General features: G+C 73.0%; 15 protein-coding genes. 6 read left to right on the forward strand and 9 right to left on the reverse strand.

The window, feature by feature from the left end; all coding sequences use genetic code 11:
- Positions 1-18: 18 nt before the first annotated feature.
- The 6 genes from ACQP2H_RS00770 to ACQP2H_RS00795 all read right to left on the reverse strand — a co-directional run bounded on the left by ACQP2H_RS00770 (position 19) and on the right by ACQP2H_RS00795 (position 9,659).
- Positions 19-1,578 carry an LPXTG cell wall anchor domain-containing protein gene (locus tag ACQP2H_RS00770; protein WP_433230439.1) on the reverse strand — a complete coding sequence of 520 codons (1,560 nt, stop codon included), beginning with the start codon at positions 1,576-1,578 and terminating at the stop codon, positions 19-21.
- A gap of 252 nt (positions 1,579-1,830) precedes the next feature.
- Positions 1,831-4,344: a polynucleotide kinase-phosphatase gene (locus tag ACQP2H_RS00775; protein WP_433230441.1), complete on the reverse strand. Its 2,514-nt coding sequence runs from the start codon at positions 4,342-4,344 to the stop codon at positions 1,831-1,833.
- Complete coding sequence (locus ACQP2H_RS00780; RefSeq protein WP_433230444.1) at positions 4,341-5,780, reverse strand: 3' terminal RNA ribose 2'-O-methyltransferase Hen1; 1,440 nt, start codon at positions 5,778-5,780, stop codon at positions 4,341-4,343. Before ACQP2H_RS00780 ends, ACQP2H_RS00775 begins: the two co-directional genes overlap by 4 nt.
- Before the next feature lie 217 nt (positions 5,781-5,997).
- A complete protein-coding gene (locus tag ACQP2H_RS00785; protein ID WP_433230446.1) occupies positions 5,998-7,596 on the reverse strand; it encodes an LPXTG cell wall anchor domain-containing protein in 1,599 nt (532 codons plus the stop codon).
- 199 nt (positions 7,597-7,795) lie between these two features.
- Entirely contained in the window at positions 7,796-9,343 is a 1,548-nt protein-coding gene (locus tag ACQP2H_RS00790) for an LPXTG cell wall anchor domain-containing protein (RefSeq protein ID WP_219465548.1), read from the reverse strand.
- Positions 9,344-9,446: 103 nt separating this feature from the next.
- The gene (locus ACQP2H_RS00795) at positions 9,447-9,659 is read right to left on the reverse strand and encodes a hypothetical protein (RefSeq protein ID WP_219465549.1); all 213 of its coding nucleotides are present in this window, start codon (positions 9,657-9,659) and stop codon (positions 9,447-9,449) included.
- Positions 9,660-9,783: 124 nt separating this feature from the next.
- On the opposite strand from ACQP2H_RS00795, the gene ACQP2H_RS00800 reads away from it, so the two are divergent.
- Together ACQP2H_RS00800 and fbaA are read left to right on the forward strand one after the other, a co-directional pair.
- Entirely contained in the window at positions 9,784-10,167 is a 384-nt protein-coding gene (locus tag ACQP2H_RS00800; RefSeq protein WP_208565315.1) for a phage holin family protein, read from the forward strand.
- Between the two features lie 143 nt (positions 10,168-10,310).
- Positions 10,311-11,333: a class II fructose-bisphosphate aldolase gene (gene fbaA / locus ACQP2H_RS00805; RefSeq protein ID WP_208565316.1), complete on the forward strand. Its 1,023-nt coding sequence runs from the start codon at positions 10,311-10,313 to the stop codon at positions 11,331-11,333.
- Between the two features lie 88 nt (positions 11,334-11,421).
- Here fbaA and ACQP2H_RS00810 read toward each other — a convergent pair whose 3' ends face one another.
- On the reverse strand, positions 11,422-12,627 hold the full coding sequence (locus ACQP2H_RS00810) for an LOG family protein (RefSeq protein WP_208565317.1): 1,206 nt from the start codon (positions 12,625-12,627) through the stop codon (positions 11,422-11,424).
- A 396-nt stretch (positions 12,628-13,023) separates the two neighbouring features.
- On the opposite strand from ACQP2H_RS00810, the gene ACQP2H_RS00815 reads away from it, so the two are divergent.
- Entirely contained in the window at positions 13,024-13,452 is a 429-nt protein-coding gene (locus ACQP2H_RS00815; RefSeq protein WP_219465550.1) for a DUF3151 domain-containing protein, read from the forward strand.
- Positions 13,453-13,524: 72 nt separating this feature from the next.
- On the opposite strand, the gene ACQP2H_RS00820 is transcribed toward ACQP2H_RS00815, so the two are convergent.
- A complete protein-coding gene (locus tag ACQP2H_RS00820) occupies positions 13,525-15,744 on the reverse strand; it encodes a chromosome partitioning protein (RefSeq protein ID WP_433230453.1) in 2,220 nt (739 codons plus the stop codon).
- Positions 15,745-15,823: 79 nt separating this feature from the next.
- Positions 15,824-16,942, reverse strand: a complete 1,119-nt coding sequence (locus tag ACQP2H_RS00825; RefSeq protein WP_433230456.1) for a hypothetical protein — start codon at positions 16,940-16,942, stop codon at positions 15,824-15,826.
- A gap of 123 nt (positions 16,943-17,065) precedes the next feature.
- On the opposite strand from ACQP2H_RS00825, the gene ACQP2H_RS00830 reads away from it, so the two are divergent.
- From ACQP2H_RS00830 to purD, 3 genes are all read left to right on the forward strand, one after another.
- Complete coding sequence (locus ACQP2H_RS00830; RefSeq protein WP_208565321.1) at positions 17,066-18,355, forward strand: adenylosuccinate synthase; 1,290 nt, start codon at positions 17,066-17,068, stop codon at positions 18,353-18,355.
- 205 nt (positions 18,356-18,560) lie between these two features.
- Positions 18,561-19,505: a type IV toxin-antitoxin system AbiEi family antitoxin domain-containing protein gene (locus tag ACQP2H_RS00835; RefSeq protein WP_357532815.1), complete on the forward strand. Its 945-nt coding sequence runs from the start codon at positions 18,561-18,563 to the stop codon at positions 19,503-19,505.
- Between the two features lie 404 nt (positions 19,506-19,909).
- Positions 19,910-21,160: a phosphoribosylamine--glycine ligase gene (gene purD / locus ACQP2H_RS00840; RefSeq protein ID WP_219465558.1), complete on the forward strand. Its 1,251-nt coding sequence runs from the start codon at positions 19,910-19,912 to the stop codon at positions 21,158-21,160.
- Positions 21,161-21,336: the final 176 nt, after the last annotated feature.

Below are 21,336 nucleotides of genomic sequence, written 5' to 3' on the forward strand. Positions count from 1 at the left end.
GCCACGACGTGCGCCCGCTCAGGCCACGAAGTGCGACCGGCGGCGGCGGGCCGCCAGGTAGCTGCCGACCCCGGCCACCAGCAACAGACCACCGACGGTGGCCACCAGGCCGGTCGGGGAGCCGGTGATCGGCAACGAGCCGTCGTCGCCACCCTGACCACCCGAGGCGGGATTCACCAGGATCTTCGCGGTGTCGTTGCTCGGGTCGAGGTCCTTCGCGCCCACCGGGCCGTTGCTCAGCTCGACCTTGCCCGTCAGGGCGCCCGCCCGATCGATGCGGAACGAGAACGGCAGGGCGACCTTCCCACCCTTGCGGATGACGTCGTACTGGTAGCAGAGGTAGGCGCGGGCACCCGGCCGGCCGCCCTCCTCGTCCTGGATGTCGGCGTCGAGGCAGTTCTTGGGTGCCTTGACGGCGGTGACACCCTTCGGCACGGTCATCGTGACGACCGTGTAGAAGTCGCGACCGCCGTTGGACGACGAGGCCGGTCCCCGGTTGGTGTAACCGATCTTGACCGGCACGGTCTCGCCCACCCTGGCGGTGATCCGCACCTCGTCTGCCGCCAGGTCGGCCCGCTGGTTGCCGGTGACGGTCAACTCGACGGCGGTTTCGTTGTCGGTCGGCCTGACGTCGGTCTGTGCTGCCCGGGACGTGCCGCCGGGCAGGCGGGTACCGGTCGACTCCAGCCGCAGCACACCGCCGGTCCCCTGCTGGTCGAGCGTGTAGCTGGGCTGCGCGTCCGCCCAGTCCTGCGCGGTGAACCAGGTGGCGGTGCCGGGCTGGATGTTCGGCGCCGAGACGTCACGGGGCACGGTGACACCGAAGCCGCCGTCGACCCGGAGTGCCCGGCCCGGCGCGATCTCATCGTCGAAGGTGCAGGCGAACAGGTTCGGCGTGAAATGCACCAACCCACCCTTGCTGCCGTAACGGCAGTTCTGGTAGCGCTTCGACGGGGTGAGCCCGTACGCGGCCGAGACGAGGAGCACCACGCCCCGCGCGGTCTCCTTCCCCCGGTTGCCGACCGACAGGCCCATCGGCACCGTGGCACCGGGACCGCCGGCCAGCGTGACTGCGGGACCCGCCACCAGGTCGACCCCCTCGCCGATGAGAACGGTCGAGGCGGTGGTGCTCGTACCCGTCTGAGGGCTGGTCACGGTGATCCGGATGCGGCCCTCCTGACCCACCTCGGCCCCGGGGCGCGGCAGCACCGGGATCAGCAGCAGGTTCGACCTGTCGTTGTCGATGGCCGAGCAGGTCAGGACGGTGCCCTTGCGGGTGCAGGCACGGCTTGAGGGATTGCGTACGTCGGCGAAGGCCTCGACGGCGCCGAAGTCCACGGTGGCGGTGTACTCAAGCGGGAGCCGGTCGCCCAGCACGTTGAGGGACACGTCCTTGCCCGGACCGCCCGGGGCGAGGGTGATGTTGTTGGCGTAGGTGGTGAACCCGGCCACCGTGACCACATCGGGGGAAGCTCCGGGGCTGGCGGGGGCGGCCGGGGCCGGAGCGGCGGAGGCGACGACGCACACGCCCACCACACCGAGTCCGGCCAGCCAACGACGCGTCGCGTGCTTGCGCATCAGTGGATCCTGTCCTGAGGAAGGGCTGGGGCGGTTGTCGCAGCCTACGGAATCCGTCCCGGTCGGGCGCCCCGCGACGACGGGTGTCGGCGGAATGGACCGAACGGTCGTCGACTCCACCCAACGACCCGACCCACCCTGCGACCCGCCCTCTGCCCGACCCGACCCCCTGCCCGACCCGCCCTCTGCCCGACCCGACCCCCGGGCTGTCCGCCCTGGGCCGGGTTCGCTCACCCGGCCCGGGGCGGGCGGTCAGAGGCGTGGGTCGACCGGCTCCGACTCGCAGGCGAGGATCGCGAAGACCAGCGCGTGCCGACGCCACAGCGGGACGTCGGCGGCGTACCCGTCCAGGGCGGCCAGGCCGAGCGCGTGCTCGCGCAGCGCCAGCCCCCGCTTACGGCCCAGCGAGCGGCGACGCAACGCGGCGAGCTGGTCGGGAGCGGTGTAACCGGGGCCGTAGATGATCCGCAGGTACTCCCGGCCCCGGCACTTGATCCCCGGCTGGAGCAGCGAACCGCGTGCCGACCGGGCCGCCGGACCGGCGTACGGCTTGACCACCATCCCCTCGCCACCGGCCCCGGTCAGCGCCGACCACCACTCGGTGGCCGTCGCCACCGCCGCCTCGTCGGCCAGCTCCACCACCTGCCGTCGGGTCGGCGTGAAGAACTCCGGGTCGGCCGCGCAGAGCCGGTCGGCCAACGCCAGGTGCCAGCCGTGGTCCCGGTCGGTGAAGGTCACCGTCGCCCCGGCCAGCACCGCGAACGGCGCCAGGGTCACCCCGCGCAGCCCTTCGGTGGGGGCCACGTACGCCCGGTAGGCCGCCGAGTAACCCTCGATCTCCGCCCGGCGGGCCGCCATCCGGTCCCGCAGCGCGTCCACCGGCAACCCGCGGGCGCTCGCGGCCTCCAGCGCGGCCAACGCCGCCGGCACCGCCGCCCGGCCGGCCGCCCCGACCCCGGCATACTGCTCGCGGATCAGCCCGCCCGCCTTCGCCGACCAGGGCAGCAGCTCACAGTCCAGCAGCAGCCGGTCGGTGCCCAACTCGTCCCACAGCCCGGCCGTGCCGACCGCCGCCCGGACCCGGTCCAGCAGCTCCCCGTCCCACGGCGGGCCGAAGAATGGCCGGCCGGTGCGGGTGTGCACCACCCCGCCGCCGAACGGACCCGGTTCCCGTTCGACAAGCACCACCGCCCGGGAACCCATGTGCTTCTCCTCGCACACCACCCGCTGCACGCCGGCCGACCGGTAGTCGTCGAACGCCTGCGCCGGGTGTTCCAGGAACCCTGGCACGGTCGACGTCGAGCAGGGTGCCATCGTCGGCGGCAACCAGACCAACCGGCCCGGGTCCACCGCGAACCGGCTCATCACCTCCAGCGCGGCGGCGGCGTTCTCCGCCGGCACGGTCAGCGTGCCGTAGGCGTGCTCCAGGTGCCGCCGCCCGGTCACGTCGGCCAGGTCGAGCACCGTGTCCGGGCGGGTCGGGGTGCTGACCAGCGGCCGGGCCGGGGCGTACCACTCCCGCTGGGCGTCGACCGAGACCAGCTCCCGTTCCGGGTAGCGCAGCGCGGTGAGCTTCCCGCCGAAGACGCAACCGGTGTCCACGCAGATCGTGTTGTTGACCCATTCCGGCGTCGGGGTCGGGGTGTGCCCGTACACGACCGTGGCCGCACCCCGGTAGTCGCGCGCCCACGGGTAGCGCACCGGCAGGCCGTACTCGTCGACCTCGCCGGTGGTCTCGCCCCAGAGCGCGAACGAACGGACCCGGCCCGACGTGCGGCCGTGGTAGGCCTCCTTCAACCCGGCGTGCGCCACCACCAGCCGGCCGCCGTCCAGCACGAAGTGGCTGACCAGGCCGTCGATGAAGGTCGCCACTCCGGCCACGAACGCCGGGTCCTCGGCGTCGAGCTGCGCCATCGTCTCGGCCAGGCCGTGGGTGAGCTTGACGTCCTGGCCACGCAGCTTGCGCAGCAGCTTGTGCTCGTGGTTGCCCGGCACGCAGATCGCGTGCCCGGCCGCCACCATGCCCATCACCAGGCGCAGCACGCCGGGGGAGTCCGGGCCGCGGTCCACCAGGTCACCCACGAAGACGGCGGTACGACCAGCCGGGGGCACCGCGTCCACCGGGCGACCCGCGTCGTCGCGGTGCAGCAGGTAACCCAGCCGCGTCAACAACGACTCCAGCTCCGCCCGGCACCCGTGCACGTCACCGACGACGTCGAACGGCCCGGTCAGCTCCCGCCGGTCGTTGAACAGCTTCTCCAGCCGGATCCGCGCGGCGTCGATCTCCTCGACCCCGCGCAGCACGTGCACTGTGCGGAACCCCTCCCGGGCCAACTGCCCGTACGACCGGCGCAGGTCACGTTGCATCCGGGCCAGCACCTGCCGGCCGTGCGTGCGGTCGGTGCGGGCCCGGGTCCGTTCCCAGGCCAGCGCCTCCGGCACGTCCAGCACGATCGCCACCGGCAGCACGTCGTGCTCCCGGGCCACCGCCACCAGCCCGGCGCGGGCGTGCGGCTGGAGGTTCGTCGCGTCGACCACGGTGAGCCGGCCCCGCCGCAGCCGCACCCCCGCCACGTGGTGCAGTGCCCCGAACGCGTCGGCGGAGGCGGACTGGTCGTTCTCGTCGTCGGCGACCATCGCCCGGAACGCGTCCGAGGCGAGCACCTGACTGGGCGCGAAGTGCCGGGCGGCGAAGGTGGACTTGCCCGAGCCGGAGACACCGACCAACGCCACCAGGGCCAGCTCGGGAATGTCGAGAGTGGTCATCGGGTCGCCTCCTGGCTGCCCACGGCGGTGAGGACGGCGAGCTGGGTGGGGTGGCCCAGCTCGGGGTCGTGGTCGCCGACCCCGCTGATCGTGGCCGTGTAGCCGTGCGCGGCGGCCACCCGGTCGACCCACGCCGCGAACTCGGCACGGGTCCACTCGAACCGGTGGTCGGGGTGCCGGAACCGACCCGCCGGCAGCCCCTCGTACCGCACGTTGTACTCCGCGTTGGGGGTGGTCACCACGACCGTGCCCGGCCGGGCGTGACCCAGGACGGCATCCTCCAACGCGGGCAGCCGGGCCGGGTCCAGGTGCTCGACGACCTCCATCAGCACCGCCGCGTCATAGCCGCGCAACCGGTCGTCCCGGTAGGTCAACGCCGACTGCCACAGCCGGACCCGGTCCTGCTGCCGCTGGGGCAGCCGGTCCAGCCGCAGCCGACGGGCGGCCACGGTCAGCGCCTGGGGAGCGACGTCCACGCCCACCACCTCGGTGTAACGCCGGTCGGCGAGCAACGCGGTGAGCAGCGCACCGCCGCCACACCCCAGGTCCACCACCCGGCTCGCGCCGCTGGCCGCCAGCGCGGCGAGCACCGCCTCGCGCCGCCGCACCGCCAGGGACGCCCGCCCAGGGTCGGCGTCCGCCGGGCCGGTGGCCTCGTCGACACTGTCGTCCGGCACGGGTACGTCGGCCAGCCGCAACTCGGCCAGCCGGGCCATCGCCTGCCCGGCCAACGCCCGCCGGTGCGCCAGGTAACGCCGGGTGATCAACACCCGGTCCGGGTGGTCGGCCAACCAGCCCGCCCCGGCCCGCAGCAGCTTGTCGATCTCGTCCGGGGCGACCCAGTAGTGCTTGGCGTCGTCCAGCACCGGCAGCAGGACGTACAGGTGATTGAGGGCGTCGGCGAGGCGGACCGTGCCGGTCAGGCAGAGGTCGACGTACCGGCTGTCACCCCATTCGGGGTGCTGTTCGTCGAGCGGGAGCGGGGCTGCGGTGACCGCCCAGCCGAGCGGGGCGAACAGCCGTACCGCCAGCTCCGCACCGCCCCGGCAACGCAGCACCGGCACCCGGATGCTCAGCGGGATCGCCGTGCCGGCCAGCTCCGGGCGGTCCCGGGACACCCCGCGCAGCGCGGAGCGGAACACCGTGGACAGCGCGGAGGACAGCAGGCTCGACGCGGCGTAGGCACGGTCGTTGACGTACTGCCCGAGGGTGAAACTCTCGGGGGTGGACGCCGCCCGCCGCCGCCCCACCCCGAGGCGCTGCGGATCGACCTCGACCAGCAGGGCGGCCGTGCACCGCTGCTCCGTCGCCTCCGGGTAGAACACGTGCGCGGTGCCCGTCGGCAGGTCGAACTCCTGCACCCGGTCGGGGTGCTTGACCAGTAGGAAACCGAGATCCGTCGCCGGCCGGTGGGTGGTGGTCAGGGTGAGCAGCACGCGCCCATGATCCCAGCGTGGCCGATCCGGCGTCGTCCTCATTTCCCCCGGGGCCGCCGCTCTCCGGGGCCGCCGCTCTCCGGGGCCGCCGCAGTCCGGGTGCGCGGGCGGCGAGGCGCAACGCCCGGCGGTCCGGCCCGGTCGGGTGCGCGGGCGGTGGAACGCGACGCCCCGCCGACCCGGGCGGGTCGACGGGGCGTCGAAGGTGCAGCGGAGATCAGGCCACGAAGCGGGTCCGGCGGCGGCGGGCCACCAGGTAGCCGGCGGCACCGGCGACGAGCAGCAGTGCGCCGACCCCACCGACCAGGGCCGTCGAGCTGCCGGTGATCGGGAGCGGGCCACCGTCACCGGCGCCCGCGCCCCCGTCACCCCCGCCGGGGCCGTCCGTGCCGCCGTCGGGGCCGGTCGCGTTGACGAGCAGCTTCGTGACGTCGTTGGCCGCGTTGGTGTCCTCGGTGAACCCGTCGCACGCGCACTTGGCGTTGATCGTCACGGTGCCTGCGGCGTCCGGGACCACCTTGTCGATCCGCAGGTCGAACGAGAAGGTCTGCTTCTCGTTCACGGCGAGGTAGGTGTCCGGGAGGCAGCGGTACGCCTTGGCGCCGGGCGTGCCGGCCTCCGACCAGTCCGCGTCGCCATCGTTGAAGGGCATGCAGGTGTCGGGCACCTCGACGGCGGTGGTGCCGGTCGGCACGACGACGTCCACCTTCGTGACGGGGGTGCCGCTACGGCTGAAGTCCAGCGACGCCGGTCCGTCGTTACGGACGCCGATGGTGGCATTGACCACCTCACCGGCCTTGCCCTTCACCGAGTTGCCGATCGCGGCCAGGTCCGTCCCGTTCTTACCGGTGGCCTTGACCACCACGCTGGACCAGTTGTTGTAGGGGTCGGTGTCGGACTGGAGACCCCGGCGGTTGCCGCCCTTGCCCAGGCTGAGTTCACCGCCGTCACCGGGCTTGCCGATCGAGATGTCCAGATGCGCCAGGTACGTCGTGAAGTCCTCGAACTCCGCCACCGTCATCCAGTTGTGGTAGCCGTAGCTGCGGCCCGGGGCGTAGGCGTCCTTGCCGAGCAGGTACGGGGCGTCAGCGGTCCAGCTCTCACCGGGAGCCGCGACGAGGTCGGTGAAGCTGCACGTGCGTAGCTGGTCACCCTCGTAGGTGCAGTTGCTGTACTTCTTGCCGGGGCGGATGGCCCGGTCGTGGTCGAAGACCGCCACGGCACCCTTGACGGTGCTCTGCCCGACGTTCTGCACCGTCAGCGGGGCGGTGAAACTCCCACCGGGGGCCGTGGACCGCGTCACCTCGGTGCCGCCGGCGAGGTCGACACCCTCCCCGACCCGGACCTTGGCGGTGTGGCTGGCCGACTTGGCACCGTCCGCGCTGACCGTCACCTTGAGGTCGCCGCTGTCGCCGTCCTGGGCGTCGGCGGTCGGTGCGATGACGACGTTGAAGTAGCCGCCGATGCCCCACTCATCGAGCTCGACCTCGAACGGGTCGGTGCAGACCAGGACGCCCTGCTGCGGCGAGGTGCAGTCACCGCTGCCCACGCTCTCCGGCTTGACCGTCACCTTTGCGCTGAGCCCGGCGAAGTCGTAGCGCACGCTCAGGCCGCGCAGGACGGCCGGCACGGAGCTGTGCAGCGTGGGCGAGTTCGTCTTGCCTTCGGAGCCGAGTGCGACGGTCGTGTCATCGAAGTAGATGCCAAGATTGACCTTTGCGCTCTCGGCCGACGCCGGGGTGGCCGAGGCGGCGACGAATGCTCCGGCCACGCTCAGCCCGGCGAGCCAGCGCCGGGTCGAGTGCTTGAGCATCATGGATTTCCTCCCGTGGGTGAGCAGCGAAGCCTGCGAATCCTATGGATCTCGCGCTTCCCGTGCTGCCCGTGCTGCCGCGCGGGTCCAGAGATGGGCCGAACGGCCGGCTGAACCGACACAACGGCCGGGTCGGGTCCGTGGACGGTTGCGGCGACCCGCCGGACCGGGTCGCCGACGGGACTCGGATGGTGGAGGAGGATCAGGCGACGAAGCGGGTCCTGTGACGGCGGGCCACCAGGTAGCCGCCGAGGCCGGCAATGAGCAGCCCCCCACCCAGCGCGGCGAGAGATGCGGCGGCGCTGCCGGTGATCGGCAGTGAACCGTCCCCGTCCGGTTCCCCACCGGCACTGCCGTCGGCGGCCGGCAGGAACACGATCTCCGCCCGGTCGTTGCGGTGATCGGTGTCACCGTCGAGGGCGGTGGTCACCGCCCCGGCGGTCCGTCGGGTCAGCCGGTCGACGCGCAGCGTCAATGCGTAGGAGAAGGTCTCCCCGGCATCGGCGAAGTCCCCGGGACCACCGCACCCGTAGGACCGGGCACCGGGCTCGCCTATGTCGCCACCGTTCCACTTCCCGTCGGTGACCGGGTAGCAATCCCAGACGATGTCGACCACCGTCAGGCCGTCCGGGATGTCGACCTGCACCAGGGGTTGTTCCCGCCACGTCTCCACGGTCGTCGGCCCCAGGTTGCGGAAGCCGATCGTCATCTTCACCCGGTCACCGACCCGCACCCGGGCCTCGTCGCCCACGGCGGCGGCGTCCGCCGTCCGGTCGCCGGTGATGGTCACCCGGACGTCGGTCCAGCTGTTCCGGACGGCGGGATCGGTCCGTGCCGCGGACGGTTGGGCGACCAGGCGCAGCTCGATGCCGTTGCCGGGAGTGTCGGGCGGTTTCGGGGCGGTCGGATCGTTCTCGACCAGCGCCCAGTCGTCGGTGGTCCACCACTGGAGCCGGTTGGTCAGCACCAGGCCGCTGCGGGCGATCCGGTTCACCCTGAACGGCAGCGGATCCGAGAGGCGGTAGGTGACGCCCGGTTCGAGTTCCGTGTCGAAACGGCAGACGAGCGGGGTGCCCTCCCTCCACCGGCAGTTGCGGAAGTTGTCGCGGTACGTCAACAGCCAGTCCGGATCCATGGTGAGCACGACACCGCGTTGGGGTCCGGGGCCGGCGTTGCGCACGGTGCCGGTGACGTCGAGCAGGTCGCCGGGTTCGACGCTCAGCTCCGCCTTCGGTGCGGTCTGCAGGTCGACCCCCTCGACGACGGTCACCGTGGTGGTCCGGGTGCCGCTGGCCGCGGACGACGTCACGTCGAAGCGAAGCTCGACCCGGGTGTCCAACGGCGCGTCGGACCGGGCGTCGATCTGGAAGAACAGGGTGGGAAACTCGTTCGACATGGCCGCCTTGCCCTTTTTGGCGGTGCAGCGCAGGTGCCTGTCGGGCTGGGCGCAACTCCAGCCGTCGCCCGAGGTGGTGAGGCGGCCGACCTTGTCCAGCTCGGACAGGTCCAGGCCGAGGTGGAAAGGCTCGCCCTCGGCAAGGTAGGTGATGTCGATGCGGACCTGACCCGAGGTGCCGTGCCCGGGGGCGACCAGCAGGTCCCGCGATTCGATCTTCACCGCGCCGGCTGCGGCCGGCGCGGCGGCGGAGACGAACGCGCCAACGGCCAGGGCGGGGGTGGCGGCCGTGCCGACGAACACGCCGACGGCGACGAATGTGGCGAACCAGCGCCGTAGGTGGTGCCGAAGCATGAGGACTACCTCCCGGCGGGTGACGGAAAGTGGTCAGCCTCTCACGCAGGTCACACTCCGCGTTGCCCCGCCACGCCGGGACGACGTCGGTCGGCCCGCACCGTCAGCGGTAGTCGTCCTCGTCGGCGGTGACCACCCGGGCCTGCTCCATCGCGTCCCAGTCGTCGACCTCCAGGCCCCGGTGCGGCTCGGCGTCGGTCTCGTCCGGACCGACCACGGCGGCCTGCTCGACCGCGTCGGCCGGCTCGGCCTCCAGGTCGCGTTCCTGCGGGTCGAGGTGGTCGCTCGGGGTGAAGTCCTCGTGGGGCTGACCCATCGTCCCTCCCTGGTGCCGGCGGCCTGTCCACCCCACCGTACGGGCTGGTGGCGCAGGTCGCCCGGTGGGCGCGGGAACGCGGGAACGTCCCACCGGGGACGTCGGGTGGTGTCAGGATGGGTCGGTGGGCTTCCTGATCCGACTGGTGATCACGGCGATCGCGCTGTGGGTCACCACGCTGATCGTGCCCGGGGTCGACGTCACCGGGCGCAACGGCGCGAACACCGCGCTCACCCTGCTGGTGGTGGCGCTGATCTTCGGCGTCGTCAACGCGGTCCTCAAGCCGGTGATCAAGGTGGTCGGCTGCGTGTTCTACCTGCTCACCCTCGGGTTGTTCGCGCTGGTGGTGAACGCCCTGCTGTTCATGCTGACCGATTGGCTCGCGCGCGCCCTCGACCTGCCGTTCCGGGTGGACGGTTTCTGGGCCGCCTTCTGGGGGGCCATCGTGATGGCCGTGGTGACCTGGTTGATCAGTGTCGCCGTACCGGACCGGTGGGAGCGCCGGTGAGCCGACCGGTGGACGGCCACCGGGGCGGTGGTGCCCGCCGTCGCCTCCTGCGGGATACTGCCGACGGTGGACAGCGCGGTCCGGCGCACCGATGGAAGTCAGCGGCCAGCGCGGCCGAGAGCGGTAAGTAAGGAGCTTTTCACATGCCCATCGCTTCCCCCGAGGCTTACGCGGAGATGCTGGACCGGGCCAAGGCCGGCCGGTACGCGTACCCCGCGATCAACGTGACCTCGTCGCAGACCCTGAACGCGGCGCTGAAGGGCTTCGCCGACGCGGAGAGCGACGGCATCATCCAGGTCTCCACCGGTGGTGCCGAGTACCTGTCCGGCCCGTCCGTCAAGGACATGGTGACCGGCGCCGTGGCGTTCGCCGCGTACGCGCACGAGGTGGCCAAGAAGTACCCGGTCAACATCGCGCTGCACACCGACCACTGCCCGAAGGACAAGCTGGACGGTTTCGTCCGGCCGCTGATGGCCATCTCCCAGGAGCGGGTGAAGGGCGGCCAGGAGCCGCTGTTCCAGTCGCACATGTGGGACGGCTCGGCCGTGCCGGTGGCGGAGAACCTGCAGATCGCCGCCCAGCTCCTCGACGAGGCCGCCAAGGGCAAGATCGTCCTGGAGATCGAGGTCGGCGTCGTCGGTGGCGAGGAGGACGGCGTCGAGAACGCCATCAACGACAAGCTCTACACCACCGTCGAGGACGGCCTGGCCATGGTCGAGGCGCTCGGCCTGGGTGAGAAGGGCCGCTACATGGCGGCGCTGACCTTCGGCAACGTGCACGGCGTCTACAAGCCGGGCAACGTCAAGCTCCGGCCGGAGATCCTCAACCAGATCCAGGAGGCGGTCGGCGCCAAGTACGGCAAGGACAAGCCGCTCAGCCTGGTCTTCCACGGCGGCTCCGGCTCGCTGCTGGAGGAGATCCGGGAGGCGCTCGACTACGGCGTGGTGAAGATGAACATCGACACCGACACCCAGTACGCGTTCACCCGGCCGGTCGCGGACCACATGCTCCGCAACTACGACGGCGTCCTCAAGATCGACGGCGAGGTCGGCAACAAGAAGCAGTACGACCCGCGTACCTGGGGCAAGCTGGCCGAGGCCGGTCTCGCCGCTCGGGTCATCGAGGCGTGCGAGCACCTGCGTTCCACCGGCACCCGGATGAAGTGACCCTGACGTACCCCGTCGACGGCCGGCTCCCCCACGGGAGCCGGCCGTCGCCGTCGGAGCCCGGCCACGACGGTGGCCGGGACGGCCGTCAGCCGGTCGCGGTGAGCACCCGGACGGCCTCGTGGACGTCGTCGGTGAGGTGGATGCTGGCGGACAGGTCACCGGCCGGGGACCCGGCGAACAGCGGGCGCAGCAGCGACTCGATCGGCAACTCCCGGGTCCAGTACGCCTGGTCGAGGAAGACGTACGCCCCGCTCGCGCCGTCCGTGCCGTAGTACGTCTTCGTCGCCGCCTGGAACACCTCCTGCACGGTGCCGGCCCGGCCGGGCGCGAAGACGATCCCGCCCCGGGCCAGCCGCAGGATGGTGTCCTCCCGGATGGCGTTGGAGAAGTACTTGGCGATCCGCCCGGCGAACAGGTTCGCCGGCTCGTGGCCGTACAACCAGGTGGGGATGGCCAGCCCGCCGGAGCGGGCCCAGTCCAGGCCGGGGCCGCGCTGCTGCGGCACGGTGGCGACGTAACGGTCCCGCACCGCCAGCGCGGCGGCCGTGTACCGGTCGTGATCGGTGAAGTCGGGGGCCACCGCCAGCAGGTCGATCGCGGTGTCCAACTCCCGCGCCGGCCAGGCCGCCAAGAACGCGCCCAGGTTGGCCGCCTCCATCACCCCGGGGCCGCCGCCGGTCACCACCAGCCGGTCGGCCCGCGCCAGCTCCCAGCCCAGCACCGCCGCCATCCGGTACGGCACACTGCCGCGCGGCACCGCGTGCCCACCCATCACCCCCACCACCGACTGCGGCCCGTGGGTGGCGAGCCAGGTCCGGGTCGCGTCGGCCAGGGCGTTGTCCACCCCGTGGTCGTGCAACCGCTGCCCGAGCGCCTCCTTCACGTCGGGCAGGGCGCCACCGTGGGCGCGGAAGTGCTCGTAGACCCGGGTGTCGTACATCCCGGCGAACCCGCCGTCGGCGAACCCCTCGGCCAGGTCGGTCGGGGTGTACAGGTGGGCCGGCTGGGTCGGGTAGGGCAGGCCGGAGAAGGGCGGCACCACGTTCGCCCCGCGCCGGACCAGGTCGGCCCCGACCTCCCGGCCGGCGAACCGGCAACCCACGAAGAGGGTCCCGGTCACCTCCGTGGCGGTCAGGTCCGGAACCGGATCGAGGTCGAGGCGCAGCCCCTGCACGGTCAACCCGGCGAGGCTGCCGGCGACCAGGTGCCTGTCGAACTCGGCCCGGGTCTCGATCTCGTCATGACTGGTGTCGTGCGGCGCGATGACGTCCGCAGGAGGTGGGGTCGGCACCCCGCCATCCTGCCCCCACCCCGCCACCCCCGCGCGGCGGCCGGGGCCGGCATCCGGCGGGCCGGGGCACCCGCCGCGCGGCGGCCGGGGCACCGACGACAGGAGCCCGGCGACCGAGGTCGCCGGGCTCCTGCGTAACCGGGTCCTGGGGAGGCTCCGGACCAATAGTTGTAGTGGAAAATATCTTCGTGCGGCATGGGCCGCAGGGCCGACCGGCGGGACCGCTGGGGTGGATCGTCCGAGCCGCGCGGGTCGCCGGTACGACCGCAGGGCCGGTACGGTTGGCCGAGGGTTCACCCGACAGGGTCCCGGGCGTGACGTAGACCTCCACCGTTCAGCCACCGTATGCGTCCGACCCCCTCGCGCGGTGCAGGGCGAAGCGGGTTGAATGGGGCGATGCAGAACCTGTTGCCTGAGCCTCCGGCCACCCTCCTGCCCGCGCACGACGACGCGGACGCCGCGCTGGCCACCGCCGCCGAGCACGGCACCGACGAGGCGTATGCCGAGGTCGCGGCCCGCTTTCCCACCCACAGCGCGGCCTGGGCGGCCCTGGCCACCCGTGCCCTCGACGGCGGTCAGGTGATCGCCGCGTACGCGTACGCCCGCACCGGCTACCACCGTGGCCTGGACCAGTTGCGGCGCAGCGGCTGGAAGGGGCACGGCCCGGTCCCGTGGTCGCACGCCCCGAACCAGGGCTTCCTGCGCTGCCTCTACGTCCTGTCCCGGGCCGCCGGGGAGATCGGCGAGGCGGACGAGGCCGCCCGGTGCGCCCAGTTCCTCCGCGACTGCGACCCGGCGGCCGGGGACGCCCTCGCCGGCGCCTGACCGTCCGGTCGACGCCGGCCCGCCCCGGACGGTCCGTTCGGGGTGGGCCGGTGCCGACGGTCGCGGGGCCGCTCAGAGCCCCTCGGCCACCGCTGCGGCGATCTTCAGCCAGGCGTCCCGGGTGGCCGAGGAGAGCCCGCCGTACCGGATCGGCTCACCGGTGTCGATCAGCCGCTCGTACGGTGCGAGCAGCACCGCCCTGGTCCGGGCGGCGAAGTGTTCCTGGATGGCCGGCAGGTCGATCTCCTTGCGCGACGGCGGCATCGACACCACCGTCACCGCCTGCCGGACGAGCCGGTGCCGGCCGCTCTGTTCCAGGTGGTCGAGCATCCGGGCGGCCGTCTCCGCCGAGTCGTTCCGGGCCGACATGGTGACCACCAACTGGTCGGTGGCGTCCATCGCGGCCTGCCAGTTCTGCGCCCGGACGTTGTTCCCGGTGTCCACGAAGATCAGCTTGTAGAACCGGCTCACCACCTCGCGGATCTCGGCGAACGCCGCCGCCGTCAGCATCTCGCCCCCGGTGGCCGACTCGTCCGAGGCGAGCACGTCGAACATCCCCTCGCCCTGCGAGCGGACGTACTGCGACAGGTCCCCGATCCGGCCGTGCGGCCCCTGGAACTGCCCGAGGTCACGCAGCATGTCCCGGACCGTCCGGGAGTGGAAGTCCTGCTGCGCCCGCATCCCCAGGGTGCCCTGGGTCTCGTTGTTGTCCCAGGCCAGCACGTAACCGCCGCGCTTCTGCCCGAAGGTCATGGCGAGCAGCAGGATGGCCACCGTCTTCCCGGCGCCGCCCTTGGGGTTGACCACGGTCACCTGGCGCAGCCCGCCGAAGTTGCGGCGCACCATCTCGATGTCCCGCTTCACCTCCTGCTCGTGCTGCCCCGGTGGGAGTTTCACCAGGCCGATCCGGTTGACCACGGCCCGTACGCCCATCGTGGCGATCGGTTCGGCCGGCCGGATCTGCCGACGGCGGGCGAAGTCCTCGGCGGTCGGCGCGATCCCGCTGTCCGGTGACCAGCCCAGCTCCGGGTAGCCCGCCGGGTCGGGATAGGCCGCCGGGGGCCCGGCGGCCGGTGCCGTCCCGGCCGGCGGGGGCTGCTCCGGCCACGACGACCGGTGCCACCCGCCGGGCACCTGCGGTCCGGGCAGCAGACCGGATTCCCCGGGACCCGTCACCCCGGGCCGGATCGGTCCGGGAGTTGCGGGTCCGGTCGGCCCGGGGCCGTGGGCGGCGGGTCCGGGGCCGTGGGCGGCGGGTCCGAGAGTTGCGGGTCCGGTCGACCCTTGGCCGTGGGCGGCCGGTCCGGGCGTGGCCGGCGCGGAGGCGATCGGGTCGAGCGCGCCCGGACCGGCCTCCTCCGCCGCGTGGCGCTCCGGCCCGAGGCGTTCCGGGCCGGGATAGGTCGGGCCGGGATGGGGCGGGCTGAGGTGCTCCTGGCCGGGATAGGTCGGACTGAGGTGCTCCGGCTCGGGGAAGGTCGGGCTGAGGTGCTCCGGGTCGGGGTGGGCCGGATCGGATGCGGCGGTGTGGCCGGGTCCGGGTCCGGTGGGGCCGAAATCCGCGTCGGGGGCGGTGGGCCTCGGCGGCGGTCCGGCAGCGGTCGGGGCCGACTCCTCGACGCCGACCGCGAGTCGCTGGGGCGGCAGCGCCCAGGGCGACTCGCCTCGGCCTGCGGGCTGGGCCGGCACCGCCGCCACGACTGCCGCCGCCTCCGGTCCGGGCTCCTGGACCGGGGCGGATCTCGGCCGCTGGAGGGGCCCGAACCTGCCGAGATTCCACTCGGTCGGGTCAGTGCCGTGCGCCACGACGGTCGCGTTACGCGCCGGGGACGGCGGGGCGGGGTGGGGTGGGCCGTCGGGCGGGTCCGTGGGCGCCGACGGAGCTGCCCCCCGGGCCGGGCCGGGCGGCGGCACCGGTGGGCCGGCGAGCGACGGGTCCAGCGAGAAGGGCAGGTCGATGTCCACCCGCCCGGCCCGGCCCGTCGCCGCCCGCCCGGGTGGGTCGTCGTACCCCGGGGGGTCGTCGTACCTCGGGGGGAGGGCGGGGGTGGGGGTCGGTTCCGGGTGGGCGGGCGTCCAACCGTCACCGGGTGGGGCCCAACCACCGTCGGCCGGCGTCGGAGTCACCTCCGCCGCGAGCGACGGGTACGCCGTCGGCGGAAAGACCGGCGGGGGTTCACCGGCCCAGTGCGGCACCGGTTCGGTCGGGTCGGGCGGCCAGAGCGGTTCGATGTCCCGCTCCGGCACCGGCGGCTGGCCGGGCAGTCCTGCCCGGTCGGCGTTGTCGTCCACCACGGCTCCTCCCCATTCCTCCCGCCGAGGATAGGCCGTCCCGTTGCCGTCACGCCGGGTGACGGACTCGGGTGGGTGGTCAGCCCGTGAAGACCGCCCAGGCCCCGGGCTCGGTCCACCAGGAACGCTTCCGGCTCAACTCGCCCTCGACCCCGTCGTCGAGGAACGGCACCCGTTCGTCACGGGGGATCACGGCCACCGCCCGGCCCCGGGCCCGACGTACCTCGTAGCGGATCTTCTTCTTCCTACCCAACGTGGAGCGGGTCGGCACGGGAACGGCCACCGCGACCTCCACCAGACCGTCGGTCGGGTCGCCGGCGGTGAGCAGCGGCAGCGAGTCGAGGGTGGCGTACCCGCCGGCGTTGCCGATCGCGCAGGCCAGGATCGGGTCCGCGCCGTCGGTGAGCACCGCGTCGTCCACCTCGACCCGACCACGCCAGTGCAGCGGCCGGCCCGAGTCGTCGGCCGCGCCGAGCAACGCGCCGTCCAGGGTCACCGAACCGCCGTCGTTGCGCAGCAGGTCGAGCCGGCGTACCCAGCCGTCGAGCACGGCCGCCGCCACCGCCGCCGGGTCCCGGGGCAGGCCGAGCTGCGCGGCCAGATCCCGGTGCGGGCCCCCCCGGGCCGGATCGAGCGGGAGTACGCCGATCGGCGGCAGATCAGGCACCGTACGGTTGCCGGCCAACTCGGCGGGGCGACGGCTCGGCGGTGGGGCGTACCGGCGGACCAGGCGGCGCACGACGGCGCGCAACTGGGCGTCGGTGGCGGTGGCGACGACCAGCCGGACCTTGCTGTCCGGGTCGGGCCAGGTGAGGCCGTCGGGTCGGGCCGGGGCGTCCAGCCGGGCCAGCACCTCGTCGACCTCGGCGTCGGAACGGGCGACGACCGTCTCCACCCGGGCACCCCGGGCGGTCAACGCGTCCGCACAGGCCAGCACCGGCACCCGGGGCGTCTCGCAGCGCCCCTGCTCCGTCCCGTGCCCACCGGCCTCGGCCTGCTCGTGCCCACCGGCCCCGGTCTGCTCGTGCCCACCGGTCGGACGGCCCGTGGGGGTCTGCCCGGCGGTCGGGTCGGTCCGTTCTCCGGCCGGTTGCCCGGCGGCCTGCGGAGCACCGCCGCAGCAGCCGTCGCCGCTGCCGCAGCCCCCACCGGGAGCGTCCCGCTCCGAGCCGAGGGTGAGCAGCACCACGTCGTACAAACCGGGCCTCCTGACCTTCGACGCGAACCCCTGCTGGCCACGCCGTTCCTACTTGTTAGCCTGACACCCCGGGCTCGCCAACCGGTCGCCACCTGGCACCCGAGCCTTCTGGAGGCGGAAAAGATGCCAGCGATCGTGCTCATCGGTGCTCAGTGGGGCGACGAGGGCAAGGGCAAGGTTACCGACCTGCTGGGTGAGCGGGTCGACTACGTCGTGCGCTACTCCGGCGGCAACAACGCCGGCCACACCGTGATCACCCCGGACGGGCAGAAGTACGCGCTGCACCTGATGCCGTCAGGTGCGCTCTCCCCGAGCGCCATGATCGTCATCGGCAACGGGGTGGTGGTCGACCCGAAGGTGCTGCTCGCCGAGATCGACGGGCTCGCCGAGCGCGGGGTGGACGTGTCCCGGCTGCGGATCTCCGGCGACGCGCACCTGATCATGCCGCACCACCGGGCGCTGGACCGGGTGGTGGAGCGCTACCTCGGCTCGGCCCGGATCGGCACCACCGGGCGCGGCATCGGCCCGGCGTACGGCGACAAGGTCGCCCGGATGGGCATCCGGCTCCAGGACCTGCTCGACCCGGGCATCCTGCGCAAGAAGCTGGAACTCGCGCTGCGTGAGAAGAACCAGCTGCTGTTCAAGGTCTACAACCGCAAGGCGATCGACGTCGAGGAGACCGTCGAGGAGTACCTGCGGTACGCGGAGCGGCTGCGGCCGTACATCGCCGAGACCCGGGTGATGCTCTGGGACGCCCTCGACCGGGGCGAGACGGTGCTGCTGGAGGGTGCCCAGGCCACCATGCTCGACATGGACCACGGCACGTACCCCTTCGTCACCTCGTCGAACCCGACGGCCGGTGGGGCGTGCGTGGGTGCGGGCATCCCGCCGACCGCGATCACCGGGGTCATCGCGGTGAGCAAGGCGTACACCACCCGGGTGGGGTCCGGTCCGTTCCCGACCGAGCTGTTCGACGACAACGGCCAGCACCTGCGCAAGGTCGGCCACGAATACGGCACCACCACCGGCCGGGAACGCCGCTGCGGCTGGTTCGACGCCGTCGTCGCCCGGTACTCCTGCCGCCTCAACGGCGTCACCGACCTGGTGATCACCAAGCTGGACGTGCTCACCGGCCTGCCCAAGGTCCCGCTCTGCATCGGGTACGAGATCAACGGCGAACGCTTCGACGACATGCCGATGACGCAGACCGACTTCCACCACGCCACCCCCATCTACGAAGAGCACGACGGTTGGTGGGAGGACATCAGCAAGGCCCGCACCGAGGACGAGCTGCCGGACAACGCCCGCCGCTACATCGCCCGCATCGAGGAACTCACCGGCACCCGCGTCAGCGTGGTGGGCGTGGGCCCCGGCCGCGAGGAGAACGTCGTCCGCCACCCCCTCCTCCCCTAACCCCGCCCCTCCCTCCCTCCCCCTCCCTTCCCCGCCCTCCCCCGTCGCGGTCCCGCTCTGCCCCCGGTGATCAAGAGGTTTGCGTCACGGATTCGCCTTTCGTTGACGTAAAGCTCTTGATCACCTGTGGAAACCCGGGGGTTGTCCACAGGTTTATCCACAGGGGTGGAAGTGGGGGTGGGTGGGGCGTGAGGGTGGCGGGGTGATGCCGCTCGAAACTCTCCGTCGGATCGCCCTCAGGCAGGACGGGATGGTCACCACGACGCAGGCCCTCGCGGCCGGGCTGACCCGGGACCATGTCCGGCAGCTCTGCCGCTCCGGCCGGTGGACGCGCCTGTCCCGTGGCTGCTACGCACCCACCGGGCGGCCACCGGACGCGGTCGCCCGGCGGGCCCGCATCCGGGCGGCAGTGACGAGCCTCGGCCCTGACGCCTTCGCCGTCCTCGACAGCGCCCTCCTGCTGCACGACATCGCCGGGCCACGCCGACCCGCGGTCCACGTCTCGGTGCCGGTGGACCGACCCCGACCGCAACGGCACACCGACCCCACGCTCGTCGTCCACCAGTTCACTGTGGCCCCGGGCGACCTCGCCGAGGTGGATGGCATCCTCACGACCTCGCCGTTGCGCACCGTGACGGACATGATTCTCCGGCTCGACCGGTACCCGGCGGTGTCCGTGCTCGACTCGGCACTGAACCGCGGACTCGTCACCCCGGAGGACCTGGCCAGCGCACCGACGCTCATCCGGGGCCGGCGAGGTGCCCCGGCGGCCCGCAGTCACCTCGCCGAGGTGGACGGACGCGCCCAGTCACCACTGGAGACCTGGTCACGCTTGCGTTGCGTGGACGGTGGAGTCCCGCCCGACACCCTGCAACAGGAGGTCCGGGACGAGGACGGGCACCTGCTCGGCATCGGTGACCTCGGCTGGCGGGCCGCGCGGCTGATCGCCGAGGCCGACGGTGCCGCCCCGCACGGCACCCCCGAGGCACTCTTCGCCGACCGTCGTCGACAGAACCGTCTGATCAACGCGGGGTGGCGGATCCTCCGCTTCACCTGGTCCGACGCGCTCCGCCCGGACTACATTCCCCACACCGTCCGCCAGGCCATGTCCCTCACCCGCACCCCGCCCCACCCCGAATCCCCACACTGACCCCGTCCCACACCGGATTCCACCCACCCCGCCGGGCCCCCACTCCGCCGGGCCCCCACTCCGCCGGGCCCCCACTCCGCCGGGCCCCCACCCCATCGAGCCCCACCCCACCCCGCCCCGCTGCCCTCACCCGCCCCACCCGCCCCACCCGCCCTAGCCGGTGATCAAGAGGTTTGCGTCGGCTGATCAAGAGGTTTGCGTCAAAGTTGATCTCCAATCTGACGCAAACCTCTTGATCACCGGGGCGAGGCGGGGGTGAGGTGGCGGCGAGGCGGGGGTGAGGTGGGGGCCGGGGTGGGGGCGAGGCGGGGGTGAGGTGGAGGCGGGGCGGGGCGGGGGCGGGAGTGGGGCGGGTGGGGGCGAGGCACGGTGGGGTGGGGGTGGGGTGGGTAGGATTCGTCGCCGTGCGCGTACTTCTTCTGGGTGGTGGCGGGCGGGAGCATGCGCTCGCGCTGGGGTTGGTCGAGGATCCGGCGGTCGAGGTCCTGTTCGCGGCACCCGGTAACCCGGGGATCGCGGGTGTGGCGGAGCTGCGGCAGGTCGATGCCGTCGATCCCGCCGCGGTGGCCGGGTTGGCGGTGGAGGTCGGTGCCGACCTGGTGGTGATCGGGCCGGAGGCCCCGCTTGTCGCCGGGGTGGCCGACGCGGTACGCGCCAAGGGCGTCCCCGTGTTCGGTCCGTCGGCCGAGGCGGCCCGGCTGGAGGGTTCCAAGACCTTCGCCAAGGAGATCATGACGGCGGCCGGGGTGCCGACCGCCCGCGCGTACACCTGCACGGATGCGGAGAGCGTCGGGCGGGCGCTGGACGAGTTCGGCACGCCGTACGTGGTGAAGGACGACGGGCTGGCCGCCGGCAAGGGCGTGGTGGTCACCGACGACCGGGACGTCGCGTTGCGGCACGCGCAGGAGTGCGGCCGGGTGGTGATCGAGGAGTACCTGTCCGGGCCCGAGGTCTCCCTGTTCGTGGTGACCGACGGTGAGGCGGCCCTGCCGTTGTTGCCGGCGCAGGATTTCAAGCGGGTCGGCGACGGCGATGCCGGTCCGAACACCGGCGGCATGGGGGCGTACGCGCCGCTGCCGTGGGCACCGCCGGGCCTGGTCGACGAGGTGCTGGCCGACGTGGTCCACCCGACGCTTGCCGAGATGCGCCGCCGGGGCACCCCGTTCGCCGGTCTGCTCTATGTCGGGTTGGCGCTGACCGCCGCCGGCCCCCGGGTGATCGAGTTCAATGCCCGCTTCGGTGACCCGGAGACCCAGGTGGTGCTGGCGTTGCTGCAGACCCCGCTCGGTGGGCTGCTGCACGCCGCCGCGACGGGCACGCTGGCCGCGCACCCGCCGCTGCGGTGGCGCGACGGTGCGGCCGTCACCGTGGTGGTGGCCGCCGAGGGTTACCCGGCGACCCCACGTACCGGTGACGTGATCACCGGTGCCGACCACCCGGGCGTCATTCACGCCGGCACCGCCCGCCGGGCCGCCGACGGCGCGTTGGTCTCCGCCGGCGGCCGGGTCCTCTGCGGTACGGCCACCGGCCCGGACCTGACCGCCGCCCGCGATGCCGCCTACGCCCTGGTACGCGGCATCGAGTTGGCCGGCTCGCACCACCGCAACGACATCGCCGCCACCGCGATCGACGGCCGGATCACCGTCCCGGACTGACCACAGCCGGGGCGGCTGCCCCAGCGCCCGCCCGACGCCGGGCGCGATGGATCGTGCCCGGGCCAGCGGTCGGATCACTCTCCCGAGGCCGACCGCCACCGCGATCGACGGCCCGGGGAGCCGCCTGGGCCGGTGGACTCCGGGCGGGGCCGACCCGTTCCCGGGCCGGCGACCAG

Origin of the sequence: Micromonospora sp. CA-248260, from assembly GCF_050942205.1 — a bacterium.
Taxonomy (GTDB): Bacteria; Actinomycetota; Actinomycetes; order Mycobacteriales; family Micromonosporaceae; genus Micromonospora; species Micromonospora antibiotica.

Excerpts from the sequence above, each read along its gene's own strand:
- ACQP2H_RS00770 (WP_433230439.1), bottom strand. The coding sequence starts at position 1,578 with ATGCGCAAGCACGCGACGCGTCGTTGGCTGGCCGGACTCGGTGTGGTG.
- ACQP2H_RS00775 (WP_433230441.1), bottom strand. The coding sequence starts at position 4,344 with ATGACCACTCTCGACATTCCCGAGCTGGCCCTGGTGGCGTTGGTCGGT.
- ACQP2H_RS00785 (WP_433230446.1), bottom strand. The coding sequence starts at position 7,596 with ATGATGCTCAAGCACTCGACCCGGCGCTGGCTCGCCGGGCTGAGCGTG.
- ACQP2H_RS00790 (WP_219465548.1), bottom strand. The coding sequence starts at position 9,343 with ATGCTTCGGCACCACCTACGGCGCTGGTTCGCCACATTCGTCGCCGTC.
- ACQP2H_RS00795 (WP_219465549.1), bottom strand. The coding sequence starts at position 9,659 with ATGGGTCAGCCCCACGAGGACTTCACCCCGAGCGACCACCTCGACCCG.
- fbaA (WP_208565316.1), top strand. The coding sequence starts at position 10,311 with ATGCCCATCGCTTCCCCCGAGGCTTACGCGGAGATGCTGGACCGGGCC.
- ACQP2H_RS00815 (WP_219465550.1), top strand. The coding sequence starts at position 13,024 with ATGCAGAACCTGTTGCCTGAGCCTCCGGCCACCCTCCTGCCCGCGCAC.
- ACQP2H_RS00830 (WP_208565321.1), top strand. The coding sequence starts at position 17,066 with ATGCCAGCGATCGTGCTCATCGGTGCTCAGTGGGGCGACGAGGGCAAG.
- ACQP2H_RS00835 (WP_357532815.1), top strand. The coding sequence starts at position 18,561 with ATGCCGCTCGAAACTCTCCGTCGGATCGCCCTCAGGCAGGACGGGATG.